General features: G+C 60.5%; 14 protein-coding genes. 10 read left to right on the top strand and 4 right to left on the bottom strand.

What is annotated here, in order from left to right; translation table 11 throughout:
- Nucleotides 1-8: 8 nt before the first annotated feature.
- Nucleotides 9-1,001, bottom strand: coding sequence for a D-2-hydroxyacid dehydrogenase (locus DES49_RS12485; RefSeq protein ID WP_133736758.1), 993 nt, complete (start codon nt 999-1,001; stop codon nt 9-11).
- Between the two features lie 184 nt (nt 1,002-1,185).
- Here DES49_RS12485 and DES49_RS12480 point away from each other — a divergent pair, with 184 nt between their 5' ends.
- The 6 genes from DES49_RS12480 to DES49_RS12455 all read left to right on the top strand — a co-directional run bounded on the left by DES49_RS12480 (nt 1,186) and on the right by DES49_RS12455 (nt 7,406).
- The gene (locus DES49_RS12480; RefSeq protein ID WP_133736757.1) at nt 1,186-2,415 is read left to right on the top strand and encodes a pyridoxal phosphate-dependent aminotransferase; all 1,230 of its coding nucleotides are present in this window, start codon (nt 1,186-1,188) and stop codon (nt 2,413-2,415) included.
- 27 nt (nt 2,416-2,442) lie between these two features.
- Complete coding sequence (locus DES49_RS12475) at nt 2,443-3,024, top strand: YceB family lipoprotein (RefSeq protein ID WP_133736756.1); 582 nt, start codon at nt 2,443-2,445, stop codon at nt 3,022-3,024.
- Between the two features lie 35 nt (nt 3,025-3,059).
- Nucleotides 3,060-3,554 (top strand): TspO/MBR family protein, encoded by a 495-nt coding sequence (locus DES49_RS12470; protein ID WP_133736755.1) that lies wholly within the window; start codon nt 3,060-3,062, stop codon nt 3,552-3,554.
- Nucleotides 3,555-3,627: 73 nt separating this feature from the next.
- Nucleotides 3,628-4,497, top strand: coding sequence for an EamA/DMT transporter family protein (locus DES49_RS12465; RefSeq protein ID WP_133736754.1), 870 nt, complete (start codon nt 3,628-3,630; stop codon nt 4,495-4,497).
- Between the two features lie 115 nt (nt 4,498-4,612).
- The gene (locus tag DES49_RS12460) at nt 4,613-5,809 is read left to right on the top strand and encodes a multidrug effflux MFS transporter (RefSeq protein ID WP_133736753.1); all 1,197 of its coding nucleotides are present in this window, start codon (nt 4,613-4,615) and stop codon (nt 5,807-5,809) included.
- A 118-nt stretch (nt 5,810-5,927) separates the two neighbouring features.
- Entirely contained in the window at nt 5,928-7,406 is a 1,479-nt protein-coding gene (locus tag DES49_RS12455) for a rhomboid family intramembrane serine protease (protein ID WP_133736752.1), read from the top strand.
- A gap of 6 nt (nt 7,407-7,412) precedes the next feature.
- On the opposite strand, the gene DES49_RS12450 is transcribed toward DES49_RS12455, so the two are convergent.
- Complete coding sequence (locus DES49_RS12450; RefSeq protein ID WP_133736751.1) at nt 7,413-8,711, bottom strand: DUF4013 domain-containing protein; 1,299 nt, start codon at nt 8,709-8,711, stop codon at nt 7,413-7,415.
- A gap of 149 nt (nt 8,712-8,860) precedes the next feature.
- On the opposite strand from DES49_RS12450, the gene purU reads away from it, so the two are divergent.
- The 3 genes from purU to DES49_RS12435 all read left to right on the top strand — a co-directional run bounded on the left by purU (nt 8,861) and on the right by DES49_RS12435 (nt 11,805).
- Entirely contained in the window at nt 8,861-9,718 is an 858-nt protein-coding gene (gene purU, locus DES49_RS12445; RefSeq protein ID WP_133736750.1) for a formyltetrahydrofolate deformylase, read from the top strand.
- Between the two features lie 164 nt (nt 9,719-9,882).
- Entirely contained in the window at nt 9,883-11,301 is a 1,419-nt protein-coding gene (locus tag DES49_RS12440; protein ID WP_424955238.1) for a DUF1329 domain-containing protein, read from the top strand.
- A 60-nt stretch (nt 11,302-11,361) separates the two neighbouring features.
- On the top strand, nt 11,362-11,805 hold the full coding sequence (locus tag DES49_RS12435; RefSeq protein WP_133736749.1) for a YaiI/YqxD family protein: 444 nt from the start codon (nt 11,362-11,364) through the stop codon (nt 11,803-11,805).
- Nucleotides 11,806-11,812: 7 nt separating this feature from the next.
- On the opposite strand, the gene DES49_RS12430 is transcribed toward DES49_RS12435, so the two are convergent.
- A complete protein-coding gene (locus DES49_RS12430) occupies nt 11,813-12,517 on the bottom strand; it encodes a glutamine amidotransferase (protein WP_133736748.1) in 705 nt (234 codons plus the stop codon).
- A gap of 208 nt (nt 12,518-12,725) precedes the next feature.
- Between DES49_RS12430 and DES49_RS12425 the strand changes: the two genes are divergently transcribed.
- Nucleotides 12,726-13,958, top strand: a complete 1,233-nt coding sequence (locus tag DES49_RS12425) for an alginate export family protein (RefSeq protein ID WP_243865040.1) — start codon at nt 12,726-12,728, stop codon at nt 13,956-13,958.
- 61 nt (nt 13,959-14,019) lie between these two features.
- Here the strand turns inward: DES49_RS12425 and acs are convergent, their stop codons facing one another.
- The gene (acs, locus tag DES49_RS12420; protein WP_133736747.1) at nt 14,020-15,963 is read right to left on the bottom strand and encodes an acetate--CoA ligase; all 1,944 of its coding nucleotides are present in this window, start codon (nt 15,961-15,963) and stop codon (nt 14,020-14,022) included.
- Nucleotides 15,964-16,021: the final 58 nt, after the last annotated feature.

The raw sequence follows: 16,021 nt of genomic DNA, 5'->3' as shown, positions 1-16,021 counted from the left end.
AACCGAGCTCAACGACGGTTCGGCACATACCCGGAGGCCTTATCCACCACGTTGAAGAGCGCCTCGCCCTTCTCCCGGTTGGCCAGGTTCTCCAGGAACTGCTCCGTCAGGGCCGCTTTCCAGCCGATGAGGTCGCCGGCCATGTGGGCGGTGAGGATGGCGTTGTCCATAGCCCAGAGGGGGTGGTCGGACGGCAGGGGTTCTTCCTCGAACACATCCAGCCCGACGCCGGCAATGTCGCCATTCTGTAAAGCGCTTACCAGGGCCTGGGTGTCCACGATGGGGCCACGGCCGATATTGATCAGGCGGGCGGTGGACTTCATGGCCTTGAAGGCCTTGGCGTCGAAGAGCTTTTCGGTGGCCGGTGTCAACGGCGCGGCAATGACCACGAAGTCGGCCAGGCCAAGCTGATCGTGCAACGCGGCGTTGTCATGCACGGCCACAAAGTCCGGGTCATCACTGCGTGAGCGGCGGGCAATGCCATGGACTTCCAGGCCGATGGCAGACGTCAGTCGGGCGATCTCCCGGCCGATGGAGCCGGCGCCCACCACCAGAACCCGTGCGCCCTTTGCCTTTTCCGTATCCCGGTGCTTCCAATGGTGCTGGAGCTGCAGCCGCATGGAGGTGGGGAAGTCCTTGGCGAACATCAGAATGGTGCAGAGCACGTATTCGGCAATGCCCCGGTCGAAAATCCCCTGGGCATTGGTAACCGTGACTTCGCTGTTGACCAGTTCGGGGAACATCAGTGCATCAACGCCGGCGCTGGTCGCATGGATCCACTGCAGCGCATCCGCCGAGGGCCAGGCCTCGCGCAGGGCCTCGGTGCGGAAGTCCGTCACCATCATGATGTGCGTGCCCGGCAGGGTCTGGCGCAGGGTTTCGGCGTCCCACGCAAAGCGGACGTCGGCGGCCCTGTCGAACAAGGGGTCAAGTCCTGGTGGACGCTCCTCGTCCGGCGCCGTGAGTACCGTGATGACGGGCTTGTTGTCCGTGCTGGCCATGAGAAACCTCCTGCGGGTGCGTTCTGACGTCAGCATAGAGCCTGGGGGCTGACTTTACCATTCCATACCGGCATGATAAGGGTTTTCACGGATTCGCGGGCGGCCGTGAGTCCCTTGCTTTCCGGGGCTTTATTGGCCATTGTGGAAGTAATTATATGTCCATCCAGACACGGGAGAGCGGTTCATGGCAACATCTCCGGGCAAGGCAGTCGCTCCGAGTGCACCCAAGCGCAAGCTGACCTACCGTAAGGCGAAGGCTCGCTGGCATCCGTCCATGCAGGCGATACCGGTACCGGGCATCCGCCGGATGGTGAACATGGCCGCGGAAATGGACGATGTGATCCACCTGTCCATTGGCCAGCCGGATCTCCCCACACCCAAGCACGTCACCGATGCCGTGGTTGACGCCCTCCATGCAGGCCAGACCGGGTACACCATGGATGCTGGCCTGCCGGAGCTGCTGGTGGCACTACGCGACTATTATGGCAACCGCTACGGACGCGAGCTGTCCACGGAGAACATCCTGGTCACCAGCGGTGCCACCGAGGCCATGTACCTCGCGCTGTCAGCAACAGCAGCGCCCGGACGCCAGTTCCTTGTAGTGGATCCTTCCTTTCTCCTTTATGCCCCGCTCATACGCATGAACGGTGGCGAGGTGAAATTCATCCCGACCCGCCCGGAAAACGGCCACCAGCTGGACCCGGACGACATCATCAAGAACATCGGCATGCGCACCTTTGCGGTGGTCCTGAACTCACCGAATAACCCCACGGGTGCGGTCTATCCCAAATCCACGATCGAGGCCATCGTGGAAGAGTGCGCTTTCCGGGGCATCCAGGTGTTCAGTGACGAGGTCTACGACCACATGATCCTGGATGACGAGGAATACGCCAGCGTGCTGAGCTGCGGTACGGACCTGGACCACCTCATGTGCATCTCCAGCTTCTCCAAGACCTACAGCATGGCGGGTCTTCGCGTGGGCTGGGTTATCTCCAGCCAGGGCGCGATCAAGAAGCTGCGACGCTACCACATGTTCACCACCTCGGTGGCCAACACGCCCGCCCAGTTTGGCGGCGTGGCAGCACTGGAAGGCGACCAGCAGAGCGTGCGGGACATGATCGACATCTACCGTGAACGGCGGGACCTGATCGTCGACCTGGTGAACCAGACGCCACACCTGACCGGCTACAAGCCGGGCGGCGGCTTCTTCATCTTCCCGGACCTTCCGGACCATGTGGACGCGGCCGATGTCTGCCTCCGCATGCTCAAGGAAACCGGTGTCTGCGCCGTTCCCGGCGATGCCTTCGGGGAACACTGCACCAACTCGATCCGGTTCTCGTTCTCCACATCAAGCGAGAAGATTGAGGAAGCCTTTGACCGCATCATCCCCTGGATGAAAAAGCAGAACTTCTGATCAACGGAACACACAGGAATCGGAATCTTGAAAGGATTACGTATCATGGTTGCGGCGCTGCTGCTGGGTATGGCCAGCGGCTGCGCCAGCTTCAGCCCCTACAGCATTGATGAAGCGACAGTCCAGGGCCACCTGGCGGAACAGATCCAGAACGTCTCCCGGGACATCCAGGCCAGCGGCCTGCCCATCACCCTTCAGCTGAACCAGGCCGATGTGGCGATTGGGCCGGATAACCGGGAAATCGTCGTGATCGACTTTGCGGGCAAGGCCATTCTGCAGGTGCCGCGCGTGCCCATCGACATCCGGTTCAGCGTGGAGGGCAAGCCCGAGTACGAGCCTGAGGAAAAAGCGATCTATGTGCGCAATGTGAAACTGCTGTCCTCGGAGATCGAGGCCGCTGGAAGCGCCTTTAACCTGTCCCCGCTGAAAGGAACCCTGTCGGATTTTGCCTCGCAGCTGTTGAACGAAAACCCGGTCTATCGACTGGATGAGGATGACGGAGCCGCCCGGCTGTTCGGCATGATGAACCTGAAGGTGGCCATCAAGCCCGGTCGCATTGCCCTGGTTCCTGCTGGTAGCGATGAGGAAGTCCAGCGCCCTGTCCGCTGAGCGGCTGATCCCGGTTCCAGTTCGGAGAATGATGAATGTCGCGTTTTTCCACAACTGAACAGCTGGCAGGTCTGGCTGGGTGGTTCGTGATTATGGTGTTTGTGGCGGTTCTGGGTGCGGTTGCCTCGATCAACGCGGGCAGCTTCTACCAGACGCTGACACAACCGGCCTGGGCACCGCCCGGAAGCTGGTTCGGCCCTGTCTGGACGACCCTCTATACCCTGATGACCCTGGCCGCCTGGCTCATCTGGCGTGATCAGGGGTTCCGGGGTGCCGCGCTACCACTGTCGATCTTCCTGATCCAGCTTGTTCCCAATGTGCTCTGGAGTTGGCTCTTCTTTGCCTGGCATCTAGGCGCACTGTCGGTCGCCAACATCCTGGTGCTGTGGGTACTGATCGTCGCCACCCTGATTGCATTCTGGCGGACAAAGCCGTTAGCCGCTGTGCTTCTGGTCCCCTACCTGCTCTGGGTCAGCCTTGCGGTGGCACTCAATATCAGCGTCTGGCAGCTCAATCCGCAGCTGCTCTGATCGCCCGGAAGCGGGCACTGCCTTTGAACGGGACACCGGGGTACAATGCGTGCCCGTTTCATGGAGTGGTTAATTGGCATACCTGGTTTTCGTCACGGTTCTCTGGGCCTTTTCATTCAGCCTGATTGGGGAGTATCTGGCCGGCGCAGTGGACAGTGACTTTGCCGTGCTGACCCGCGTCACCTGCGGCGCCCTCGTCTTCCTGCCACTGATCCGCTGGCGAGGGCTGGCGCCTGGGCTGCTGCTGGGGGTCATGGTAGTGGGCATGCTCCAGTTCGGCGTAACCTACCTGCTCCTCTACCGCTCCTTTGCCTTCCTGAATGTGCCGGAAGTACTGCTGTTCACCGTCTTTACGCCCCTCTACATCACGCTCATCGACGATGCGTTCTACCGCCGCTTTGCGCCGGTCGCGCTGCTGGCTGCGGCCATCGCAACCCTGGGCGCGGTCATCATCCGCTATGACGGGCTGAGTCCGGGATTCCTGACGGGATTCCTTCTGATGCAGGGCGCCAACGCGGCCTTTGCGGCGGGGCAGGTGGGCTACAAGCACCTGTTCCGCTTCTACCCCACCACGGTTCCGGCCTGGCGCTATTTCGGGTTCTTCTTCCTGGGCGCACTGGTGATCGCCCTGCCCGCATTCCTGGTTTTCGGTGACCGCACGATGCTCCCCGCAACCACGACGCATTGGGCGGTTCTCGGTTGGCTGGGTTTTGCCGCATCCGGAATCGGACTGTTCCTCTGGAATCGTGGCGCCTGCCTGGTGGATGCGGGCACCCTGGCGGTGATGAACAATGCACTGGTTCCCGCCGGTCTGCTGGTCAACCTGGTAATCTGGAACCAGGATGCCAACCTGGCGCGACTTGTGGCCGGTGGCGCCGTGATCGGCCTGTCACTCTGGGTGAATGCGCGGTTCTCGCGCTATGCACGCCTGCGCCTGGCCTGATCCCGCCTGGAGTATCGCGGTATTCACGGACGCCTGCATTGATTAGCCTCCTAACGGGATATCACCGATCAATGATAAAATCCGGTGGTTGCGCCGCCAGGAGGAGACCCGATTCATGCCCCACATCCAGTTCGCCCTTCTGCTGGGAATGACCGTGGCCCTGGGGCCACTGGCGCTGGATGCCTACCTGCCCGCATTTCCGAGGATCGCTGAGGACCTGGGCGCCATGAACTCGGATATCGGGCTTACCCTGAGTGCCTATGTGGCCTCGCTGGGCCTGGCCCAGCTTATCGGGGGGCCACTGTCGGACCGTTACGGGCGACAGCGGATCCTGTTCTCGGGGCTGGCCATCTTTGCGGCCTCGGCACTGATGGTCGCACAGGCGCAGACGCTGTCGGAGATGCTCACCTGGCGCGCCACCCAGGGCATTGGCGGTGCCCTGTGCGCGGTCTCGGTGCCGGCACTGGTCCGGGACCAGTTCCGTGGATCGGAGTCTGCCCGCCTGTTCGGGCTGATTGGCCTGATGATGTTCATTGCCCCGGCTGCGGCGCCTTCCATCGGCACCCTGCTGCTCACGGTCAGCGATTGGCCCGCGATCTTTGTGATGCTGGCCTGCTATGCGGCGCTGCTCGCCATTCTTCTGCACTTTGCGCTTTTCCGGCGACTGCCACCCAGGGAAACCGAAAGCACCCCGGTTCACACCCTGGTGACCAACTACCTTCTGGTTCTGAGACACCCCGTAACCATGCGTTTTATTGCGCTCCAGGCCCTGGCATTCAGCGCCATGCTGGTATTCATCACCCACGCCTCTTTCATCTACCAGGAGTGGTTCGGCCTCTCGAGCACTCTATTCTCCGCTCTCTTCGCCGCCAACATCGGCGGCATGGCCACGTTCAATCTGCTCAACCGCAAACTGCTGCTGCACTTCGAGTCCGTGAGACTGCTGCGAACATGGGTGTTTCTACAGGGCGCCGCCATCGCCGCAATCGTCGTCTGCACCTTGCTGGAGACCCCCTACTGGGCGGTTGCCGCCTGCATCATTGTGGCTACCGGCTGCATGGGCGCCCTGGTGCCCAACAACATGGCCAATGCTCTGGAGTTCTTCCCCAAACTGGGGGGTACGGCCTCAGCCCTGCTGGGGGCTTCGCAGTTTACGGTGGCAGGGGCAATCAGCGCCACATCAGCGGCCCTCGCCGGCGGAACCCTGCTGCCCATCGTGCTGACCATGGCCGCCTGCTCACTCGGCTGTGTGGTGCTCGCGGCCGGAGCGCCACGAGCGGTACGTCGGCAACACGCCGGACAGGGCCTGTAGCCGTGGATAGCGGGGTCCATCCGGACCAACAATGACAGATTGGAAAAGATGGACAAAAATGCAGGGACGCATTCGTATCCGATAACCCCAGCCGCATGACAAAAGGACCTTTGTTGCCGTGTTGATCATCCCCCTTCACAAGAAACTCTCCCGCAGGAATTTCCCACTCGTCACCCTCCTTCTCATCCTGGCAAACGTCTTTGTTTACCTCGGATTGCAGGGGGGCGACACGGAAGTTGAGATGGAGGCCGCCCGCTATTACCACGAAAGTGGCCTGGAAGAGCGCGAGTGGCAATGGCTGGACAGTTACGTGCCGCCGCAGGACCAGGCCTTTCGTGAGGATATGAAGGAGGCCGACGCGCTGGAGGAGGCGGAATATGACCCGGAGCTGGTAGCCATGGTCCGATCACGGGTGGTCGAGTCCCATCCGGACTTTCTTGATGCCGCCCAGGACGGCGCCTTCGCCGAACCCGGCACCGACGAATACAACGCCTGGCACTCCGATCGGCGCGACTACGAAGCGCTGATCGACAGGAGCTTCACCCGCCGCTACCTGATGCGTTACGACGATTTTGATCCAGTCACCGCCCTGACGCACATGTTCATGCATGGCGGCGTGGGGCACCTGGTAGGCAACATGGTGTTTCTGCTTCTGTTGGGGATCCTGGTCGAAGGGGCCCTGGGTCGGGGGCTTTTCCTGGCAAGCTACCTGGTTGCGGGATTTGGCGCCGCCTCGGCCTCACTGGCGGTTCACTGGGGATTGCCCACGGGGATGCTCGGGGCCTCGGGAGCCATTGCCGGGTTGATGGGGCTCTTCACCGTTCTCTACGGCCGGCTCAGGGTGCGTTTTTTCTACTGGGTCTGGGTCTACTTCGATTATGTCCGGGCTCCGGCCATTATCCTGCTGCCCGCCTGGCTTGGCTGGGAGCTTTTACAGTTCCTGATGGCGGACGGCACCAATGTTGCCTATGAAGCCCATATGGGCGGCATTGTGACGGGGGCACTACTGGCTTTCGGGGTTCGCCAGCTGGATTGGCAGAGAGATGATTTTCTGGAGGAGGAATCCCAGCGTGACGATGACCGGGAAACACTGGCGTCAGCACGCGCGGATATTGCGGAACTGCGCGTCCCCCAGGCCAAGCACAAGCTCAGGCCACTGCTGGAGCGTCATCCCGGAGATACCGCCGTACTCAAGGCCTGGTACGGGGCCTGCAAGCTCAAGGCGGACGATCCGGAAGTGAATGATGCCGCCCGCCGCATACTGGCCCTCAAAGGCGAAGACAGCGACGAACGCCAGCTGGTGATTGATACCTTCCGGGAACACCGCCGACGCGCCGGCATGCGCATGGATGGCAGCCAGGCCCTTCAGCTTGCCTCCCGACTCATCCACTGGGGGGCGCTCGACGAGGGTCGCCTCCTGCTGAATGGGCTCCTGCGCAAGCCCAGGGACAAGGAGGGGCTGGCCACCGCCTGTCTCAAGCTGGCAAACAAGCTGTCCGCGGACGGGCGCGGTGATGAGGCCCGGCCCTACGTCGAGCAGGTCCCGAAGCTCACCGAGGACCCGGCCCTGCTGAACGCGGCCAGGAACCTGGGCTAGGTCCGTTCAGGCACTGCTGCTGTTTCCGACCACGCTGTTGGCGACGTTTTCCGCGGTCGCTGCCAGCTGGTCAATATCATCCTTCAGCGGATGTTCCGGGAACCGTTTCTGCAGCTGGCGAAGCACTCCAAGGGCCTTGGTTTCATCCCCGCGACCGTAGAAAAGCGCCCTGGCGCCGAGATAATAATTCTCCACCACGTCCGGATGACTGGGATGGCGTTTGGCAAAACCATTGGTCAGCCGCATGACCAGCTCATGCCAGTCGTAACGGTCCGCAATGCGGGCCAGGTCCCGGACCTGTCTGGGGTCGGACGGTTCAAACCGGGGATCGATCTTCAGGCAGTGCTCGGCCACGCCCAGGGCCTTTTTGGGCTGCTCAACCCCATACAGCAGAACCGGAATGTATTCTCGGCCATGGGCGAGCAGATCCTCATTGCGCCCCTGCAGCTCAAGCAGCTTGCGGTAGCGGTCGTGTTCCTCCGGCTGTCCCCCGGTACGCAGTTCGCGATAAAGCAGCGCGATCGCCTCGTCCACATTCCCGTCCCGCACCAGCGCCTCTGCCTGCTGGAGCGTGGGGCTGCGACTGTCATTGGCGGCGGCACGGGTGCTTGCATCAACTTCCTGCTGAACCCCAAGTGCATCATGATGCTGGAAAACCAGGTACCCCATGAGGTGAAAAGAGGCGATCAGGAAGTAGCCCCCCACAAGGAAAAGACCAATATGACCAATAAATCCCGCACCCACCGCACCGGTAAGCAGGGACTCGGCAACTCCTCGGCTGATACCCAGCATAAAGAGCAGCAACGAGGCGATGAAATAGGGCAGGCCCACGGTGCGCATGATATCGACCCAGGTGGCGGGATTGAGCGCATTGATCAGGCTGCCGGTAATAGCCAGGGTGATAATGGCTGCGGGCGTCGCCAGCACTATGAACACGACCCCGGCAATCAGCAGCAACATCGATCCTGTGACGCTTGCGATCATGACAAGACCAAAGATCAGGACCATGAAAAGTCCTATCGTCTTGAACAGCACAAGGCTGCTCGTGCCCCGCTGGATCTCGGGGGGCGAATCCCAGCCGCGGGCGGTGGCATCCAGAACGTCGTAGGCAAACTTGTACAGCCCGATCCAGGCGGCCAACCCAAACAACAGACCGATGACAGGAATCAGGATTCCAATGGCATAAAGGACCGCGTAAAGACTGAGGGCCGTCAGGCAGGCTGACTTGAAGGGATAGCCGAACACCTGGGGCAGCCGCTCCCAGATGGGCGGGACGCGGTCCTCGTCCGTGGCAAGTGAACTCATTGTACCTCCGTTTAATACGCCGCCACTGCGCGACTTTTTTCCGTTTCCACCGGAATGCCTGCCCGGCGGGTTATGATGACACTGAAATGGAACATAGCAGGCTCTCCCAGCGATGAGAAGCCGACAACCCCCAACCAGGAGATACCGTTATGGACGTCTCGGCCATCCTGCTCATCCACTGCCCGGACCAACCCGGCCTGGTGGCCGCCATTTCCAACTTCATAGCGGACAACGGCGGCAACATCCTGGATCTGGACCAGCATGTGGACGATGAGCGGGGCGTGTTTTTCATGCGGGTTGAGTGGGATCTGGCCGGTTTCAGGATTCCGTTGCCACAGATTGCTGAACGCTTCGGCGACGCCATCGGTACGCCCTTTCACATGCAGTGGCAACTACACTTCTCCAATGAACGGCCTCGAATGGCCATCTTTGTCTCGCGCCTGCCTCACTGCCTCACCGATCTCCTTGCCCGCTGGCAGTCGGGCGAGTGGCAGGTCGAGATTCCGCTGATCATCAGCAACCACGATACACTGCGGCCCGTGGCGGAGCAGTTCGGTATTGAGTTCCGGGTCTTTCCCATCGATGCCACCAACAAGGCTGAACAGGAAGAACGGGAGCTGGCGCTGCTGCATGAATTCGCGATCGACCTGGTGGTCCTCGCCCGCTATATGCAGGTGCTGTCGCCAAGGCTGATCAATGCCTTTGACGCACGGATCATCAATATCCACCACTCCTTTCTACCCGCCTTTCCCGGCTCCAGGCCCTACCATTCGGCCCACGCAAGGGGCGTTAAGATCATTGGTGCGACCAGCCATTACGTCACGGAAGAACTGGATTCCGGCCCCATCATTGCCCAGGACGTGACACCTATCACCCATCGCGACCCCGTGGACGCACTCGTCCGCAAAGGTAGGGACCTGGAGCGCACGGTGCTCGCCAGGGCCATCTGGTTCCATATACAACGAAAGGTTCTCAGCTACGACAACCGCACGGTGGTTTTCGACTGACCCGGCCGTCTGTAACCGTTTTTTCAATACGCAAAAGACTGTAAAAGCTCCGGGGCTTGCTGTTTCAACGGCAACCCAGTCCTGATATTCTTCGCGCCTCCTGATGATTCGTGCCTCCCCGCATCACACTCAACATTTCCATTGATAGACCAAGGTTCCCGATCATGTTTGACTCGAACCCCCATAAGGGTCCCGTGAGCCGCCTCACGCTGGGCGTTTTTGCACTCTTCATGTTCTGCGCGATTCCTGCCATGGGCGCGGTATCCCCCGAAAAGGCGGAACTCCTTGGCAGTGACCGATTGACCCCCGCCGGCGCGCCGCGAGCGGGAAGCGAGGACGGCGTTATTCCGGCATGGGACGGCGGGATCGAGGAGCCACCACCGCATGTAGAGGGTTACGACGGATCGGGTGATTTCCATCCGGATCCGTATGCCGGCGATGATCCGCGCTTCACCGTAACCGCGGACAATATGGATGAGTACAGTGACTATCTGACACAGGGCACTCAGGCGCTGCTGAAAACCTACCCCGAGACCTATGAGCTGAAGGTCTATCCCTCCCGGCGCAGCGCGGCCATGCCCGACTGGGTAGCTGAAAATACCCGGGAAAACGCCACGGAGGCGACCCTGGTTGCCAGCGGCGATGGCATTGAGGGTGCCTACGGCGGCATCCCCTTCCCGATTCTCCACGGAACCAACGAAGACCATGCCATGCAGGCCATCTGGAACCACAAGACCAGCTGGCGCGGCATTCACGTGAACCGGCGTTCCGGCGAAGCCGTGGTCGAGCCGGGTGGTTCCTACAGCCTGGTGATGTCGGAACAGGACGTCTTCTACAACTTCTACAACCCAGAGGGCAGCGAAGAGACGCTGGACAACACCCTGTTCTACTACCTGTCCAAGACCAAGTCTCCCGCCCGCCTTGCCGGCGGCGCTGTCCTGATCCACGAAACCCTGAACCAGGTGCAGGAACCGCGTCAGGCCTGGGGGTACAACCCGGGCCAGCGTCGTGTGCGGCGTGCGCCCAATCTGGCGTATGACTCACCGGTCGCCGCCGCCGAGAACCTGCGGACCGCCGATGAGACCGATCTGTTCAACGGAGCCCTGGACCGCTACAACTGGGAATACCGCGGACTCAAGCAGTACTTCATTCCCTATAACAACTACCGGATTGCCCAGGAAGGCGTCACCTACGATGAGATCCTGACGCCGCACCACACCAACCCGGATCTCCAACGCTGGGAGCGCCAGCGGGTGCATGTGGTTGTCGCCACCCTGAAGGAAGGGCAGCGCCACATCTTCTCGAAGCGCGTCTTCTACATCGATGCGGACAGCTGGAAAGTCGTAAGCGTGGACCAGTACGACAGCCGGGGCGAGCTCTGGCGGGTCAGCCAGGCGATGCTGAAGAATTTCTACGAGGTTCCCACCGTCTGGACCGCCATGGATATATTCCATGACCTGCAATCAAGGCGCTATCACGTCCAGGGCCTGGATACCGAGGAAGGCAAAACCCGCGTGATTACCGATAAGGTTCCGGGCGAGCGCTACTTTACGCCCAGGGCCGTACGCCGTCGCGGGCGTTGAAGTCATGCTATGCTGGTCCGTTCATGCCGAATTCAGTGACCGGACCACGCGGGACATGCTATGACAATCTGGGTCGACGCCGACGCCTGCCCCGGCGTCATCAAGGAAATCCTCTTTAGGGCCGCCGAGCGCACCGGAACCCGGGTGACGCTCGTGGCCAACCAGCCGGTTCGCACTCCCCCGTCCAGGCTGATCGACAGCCTTCAGGTCTCGTCCGGTTTCGACGTGGCGGACGATGAAATCGTGCGTCGTGTTGAGCCCGGGGATCTCGTGATAACCGCCGATATACCGCTGGCGGCGGAAGTTATGGAGAAAGGGGGGCATGCGCTCAATCCACGCGGGGAACTCTACACCAGGGACAATATCCGCGTGCGTCTGAACATGCGCGACTTCATGGATACCATGCGGTCCAGCGGCGTCCAGACCGGCGGACCACCACCATTGGGCCCCCGTGAAAAACAGGCTTTTGCCAACCATCTGGACCGGTTACTGCAACAGCGCTAGCGTCGCCCTATCGTTCAATCTGCGCCAACCAGCGCTCAAATACCTCACTAGCAACCGGCTCCAGTGCAGGAAGACACTCACGGGCCCTCTCCCTGAGCGCAGAAACATCCAGCCCCGCCGCCTCCAGCTCGGCGCAATGCCCAATCAGCCAGCGCTCAAAGCTCGAAAGCGTCACTTCCAGATGAAACTGCAACCCCAGCACATGGGGTACTGGCTGGAATGCCTGGTTATTGCACATCCCGGTTTCCGCCAATGAAGGCGCCATTGTCAGAAGCGCACACTCCTCGCCGTGCCAGTGCAGGACATCATGCCCATCCGCCAGGGGCGCAAGCACCGAATCCTGGCCCGCCTCTGTCAGCTCCAGGCTGGAAAAACCGATCTCCTTCCCCGTCATCGGCGTGACCGGCGCTCCCCAGGACCGCGCAATAACCTGGGCTCCAAGGCAGATGCCCAGAACGGCAGTCCCTGCCCCTGCCAGTTCGGAAACCAACCGGAACTCGTCCTCGAGGAAGGGGTAACGCATGGGGTCATTCACCGAGATCGGCGCTCCCAGAATGATCAGAACATCCGGCTTCTCCTGTTCGATGCGCTTGAGGTCATCCACCCCGGCTTCGCGGTAGGACACGCGGTAGCCATGTCGTAACAGCAGTGGTTCCAGCAGCCCCAAATCCTCAAAGGCGAGATGGCGAATGGCGATCGCTTTCCGGCTCATGCTCCTGATCCCCTTATCGGCGTTCACGCGAATCATCCATGCTCCTCCTGCCCCTGTAAAGTGGGAATGCCATTCCCGGGAAGCGCTCCTGAAACGACCAACACGGTTTTTTAAAATTCATTGAGAACAATCATTTTAAATATTTCTTAACTGAACGACGCTACTCACACGATGAAGACTCAAAGCAACCTCAAGGGAGAAACAACCCATGATTAAAAACCGTAAACCCCATCTCGCGACAGTCAGGATGCCCCTGGTATTGGCTCTGGCCACGGCGCCATTGGCCGCAGCGCCGGTAGCCGCAGACCCGGTCACAGAGGCCATCAAAAACGGTGAGGCCTCGCTGAGTGCCCGCTACCGCTACGAATTCGTGGACCAGGCCACCATCCCCAATGACGCCCACGCCTCCACACTGAAGACCAAACTCGGCTATCGCACGGGCAAGGTCAGTGGCTTCAGCGGCTTCCTGGAGGCTGAAAGTGTTACCGCTATCGGATCTGAGAATTTCGCGAGCCCCACGAACAACGTCACTAACCACCCGGTGGTCGCGGATCCGACTGAAACGGAGATCAACCAGGCCTACCTCCGGTATCAGGGCCTGGCGGATACGGACATCAAGTACGGTCGCCAGCTCTTTACCCTGGATAACCACCGGTTCGTCGGACACGTCGGCTGGCGCCAGAATGAGCAGACCTATGATGCAGCCACGGTGGTGAACCAATCCCTCGCGGACACAACCCTGACGGCCGGCTACATCCACAACGTCAATCGGATTTTCTCCGAAGCCGCCGGCGCGGCGGGCGATCACGGCATGCAGAGCGGTATCTTCAACGCGCGCTATGACGGGCTTTCGGCCGGCTCACTGACGGCCTACAGCTACCTGCTGGACTATGACAGCGTCGATACCAACTCCACCAGCAGTTACGGCCTTCGTTTCACAGGCGGGACCGACCTGAGCGACAACGTCAGGGGACTGTACACGCTGGAGTACGCTCAGCAGTCTGACTATGCCGACAACCCCAACAGCTTCGATGTGGATTATTATCGGGTCGAAGGTGGGGCCAGTGTTTCCGGCGTCACCCTCAAGCTGGGTCAGGAAATGCTTGGGTCGGATGACGGTAATGCCGCCTTCCAGACGCCTCTGGCCACACTCCATGCCATGAACGGCTGGACGGACAAGTTCCTTGGCACACCGGCCAACGGTCTTGTTGATACCTACGCCTCTATTGGCGGTAAGGCCGGGGACATCAAGCTCATGGCCATTCACCACCAGTTCGAGAGCGATACCGCGAACCAGGATTATGGGACCGAAACAGGCGTACTGGCCACCAAGCCGCTGAACGAGACCTACACACTGGGCTTCAAGGCCGCCAGCTACAGCGCGGACGATTTCAGCGTGGACACGGATAAGGCCTGGCTCTGGGTTCAGGCTTCATTCTGAACCTGATGCCAATCCCCTGCCCCTGGCGGCCATCACACCTCCAGGGGCAGTCGGCTATCGATCAACGGAAGGCGCGGTGCTCCATGAGCTCATCCACAACTCCGGGATCTGCGAGTGTGGACGTATCCCCGAGATTCTCAGTCTCGTTGGAGGCGATCTTACGCAGGATCCGGCGCATGATCTTACCCGAGCGGGTCTTGGGAAGACTCGGCGCCCACTGAATGACATCCGGCGCGGCAAGCGGCCCCAGGCGCTTACGCACCCACTGGACCAGTTCATCGCGCAGTTCATCACTCGGGTCCTCACCGCTCATCAGGGTAACGTAGATGTAGATACCCTCCCCCTTCACATCGTGGGGATAGCCAACCACGGCTGCCTCGGCCACCTTGTCGTGAGCAACCAGTGCACTTTCAACTTCAGCGGTACCCAGGCGGTGGCCTGACACATTCAGTACGTCGTCAACCCGGCCCGTGATCCAGTAGTCGCCATCCTCGTCACGCTTGGCACCATCACCCGTGAAGTAAACACCGTCATAGGTACTGAAGTAGGTCTTCATGAAGCGCTCATGATCACCAAAGACGCTGCGCATCTGCCCGGGCCAGCTGTCCTTGATGCCCAGGTTTCCTGACGCGGCCCCTTCCAGCTCATTGCCTTCGTTATCAAAGAGCGCGGGTTGGATGCCAAAGAATGGCTTCGTCGCCGAACCGGGCTTGAGTTCAGTTGCTCCGGGGAACGGCGCGATCATTATGCCGCCCGTCTCGGTCTGCCACCAGGTATCCAGAATGGGCGCCTGCTCGTTGCCGATAACCCGGTAGAACCATTCCCAGGCCTGGGGATTGATCGGCTCGCCCGCAGTCCCCAATAGCCGAAGGCTCTTGCGGGAAGTGCCGTCCATAACGTGGTCGCCCCCGGCCATCAGGGCCCTTATGGCCGTCGGCGCGGTATAGAGGGTGCTGACGTTGTGCTTGTCCACGATCTGGCCAACACGCGAGGCATCGGGATAATTGGGAACTCCCTCGAAAATCACGGTCGTGGCCCCATTGGCCAGGGGACCGTAGAGCGTGTAGCTGTGGCCGGTTATCCAGCCAAGGTCCGCCGTACACCAGAAAATCTCACCACGGCGGTAATCGAAGACATACTCGTGGGTCATGCTGGTGTAGACCATGTACCCCCCGGTGGTATGCAATACCCCTTTGGGCGCCCCCGTGGAACCGGAGGTGTAGAGCATGAAGAGGGGATCCTCCGCTTTCATTTCCTCCGGCTCACACCAGGGTTCCGCCTCTTCCATCAGCCGGGCGAAGTCCACGTCACGCTGGTCGTGCCAGTCGATATCGGCGCCCGTATAACGAAGCACAATCACCTTCTCAACAAAGTCGAGCGCCGGGTTTTCCACCGCCTCGTCAACGTTGTTCTTCAGCGGAATCCTGCGCCCACCCCGCATACCCTCGTCGGCCGTGATCACGAACCGGGAATGGCCATTCTCAATACGTGCACCCAGTGCCTCCGGCGAAAAGCCCCCAAACACCACCGAGTGGAGGGCACCGATCCGAACGCAGGCCAGCATCGCAACAGCCGTCTCAACAAGCATGGGCATATAGAGAGTAACCACATCGCCTTTTTTGACGCCCAGCCCTTTCAGAACATTGGCGAAACGGCAGGTCTTCTCATGCAGTTCGCGATAGCTTATGTGGCGTGAAATACCGGGGTCATCGCCCTCGAAGATAATGGCGGTGTCATCGCCGTGCTCAGCAAGATGACGGTCAAGGCAGTTAACGGAGGCGTTCAGGGTGCCGTCCTCGTACCAGCGGATATCCACCTTGCCGCGCTCGAAGCTGGTGTTTTTCACTTTGGTGTAGGGTTTGATCCAATCAATGCGCTCGCCGTGCTTGCGCCAGAATCCGTCCGGATCCTCGATGGATTCCCGGTACATCGTCTCGTAGGTTTGCCGGTCTACGAGTGCATCTTTCATGGAATCCTTGATGGGGTATCTGCTGTCTTCAGCCATGGCCGTATCTCCGTGTTAGAGCAAGAGCGCTTACCATGACTGTATGACAGCTTTGACG

This window comes from Halospina denitrificans (genome assembly GCF_004364635.1).
Classification (GTDB): Bacteria; Pseudomonadota; Gammaproteobacteria; order Pseudomonadales; family Oleiphilaceae; genus Halospina; species Halospina denitrificans.
Note: the sequence above shows the minus strand (reverse complement) of the source record. Positions and strands in the feature narration are given on the sequence as shown.

Bases quoted from the DNA above. Each gene is read 5' to 3' on its own strand.
- DES49_RS12470 (WP_133736755.1), top strand. From the start codon at position 3,060: ATGTCGCGTTTTTCCACAACTGAACAGCTGGCAGGTCTGGCTGGGTGG.
- DES49_RS12430 (WP_133736748.1), bottom strand. From the start codon at position 12,517: ATGAGCCGGAAAGCGATCGCCATTCGCCATCTCGCCTTTGAGGATTTG.
- DES49_RS12450 (WP_133736751.1), bottom strand. From the start codon at position 8,711: ATGAGTTCACTTGCCACGGACGAGGACCGCGTCCCGCCCATCTGGGAG.
- purU (WP_133736750.1), top strand. From the start codon at position 8,861: ATGGACGTCTCGGCCATCCTGCTCATCCACTGCCCGGACCAACCCGGC.
- DES49_RS12485 (WP_133736758.1), bottom strand. From the start codon at position 1,001: ATGGCCAGCACGGACAACAAGCCCGTCATCACGGTACTCACGGCGCCG.
- DES49_RS12435 (WP_133736749.1), top strand. From the start codon at position 11,362: ATGACAATCTGGGTCGACGCCGACGCCTGCCCCGGCGTCATCAAGGAA.
- acs (WP_133736747.1), bottom strand. From the start codon at position 15,963: ATGGCTGAAGACAGCAGATACCCCATCAAGGATTCCATGAAAGATGCA.
- DES49_RS12480 (WP_133736757.1), top strand. From the start codon at position 1,186: ATGGCAACATCTCCGGGCAAGGCAGTCGCTCCGAGTGCACCCAAGCGC.
- DES49_RS12425 (WP_243865040.1), top strand. From the start codon at position 12,726: ATGATTAAAAACCGTAAACCCCATCTCGCGACAGTCAGGATGCCCCTG.
- DES49_RS12460 (WP_133736753.1), top strand. From the start codon at position 4,613: ATGCCCCACATCCAGTTCGCCCTTCTGCTGGGAATGACCGTGGCCCTG.
- DES49_RS12440 (WP_424955238.1), top strand. From the start codon at position 9,883: ATGTTTGACTCGAACCCCCATAAGGGTCCCGTGAGCCGCCTCACGCTG.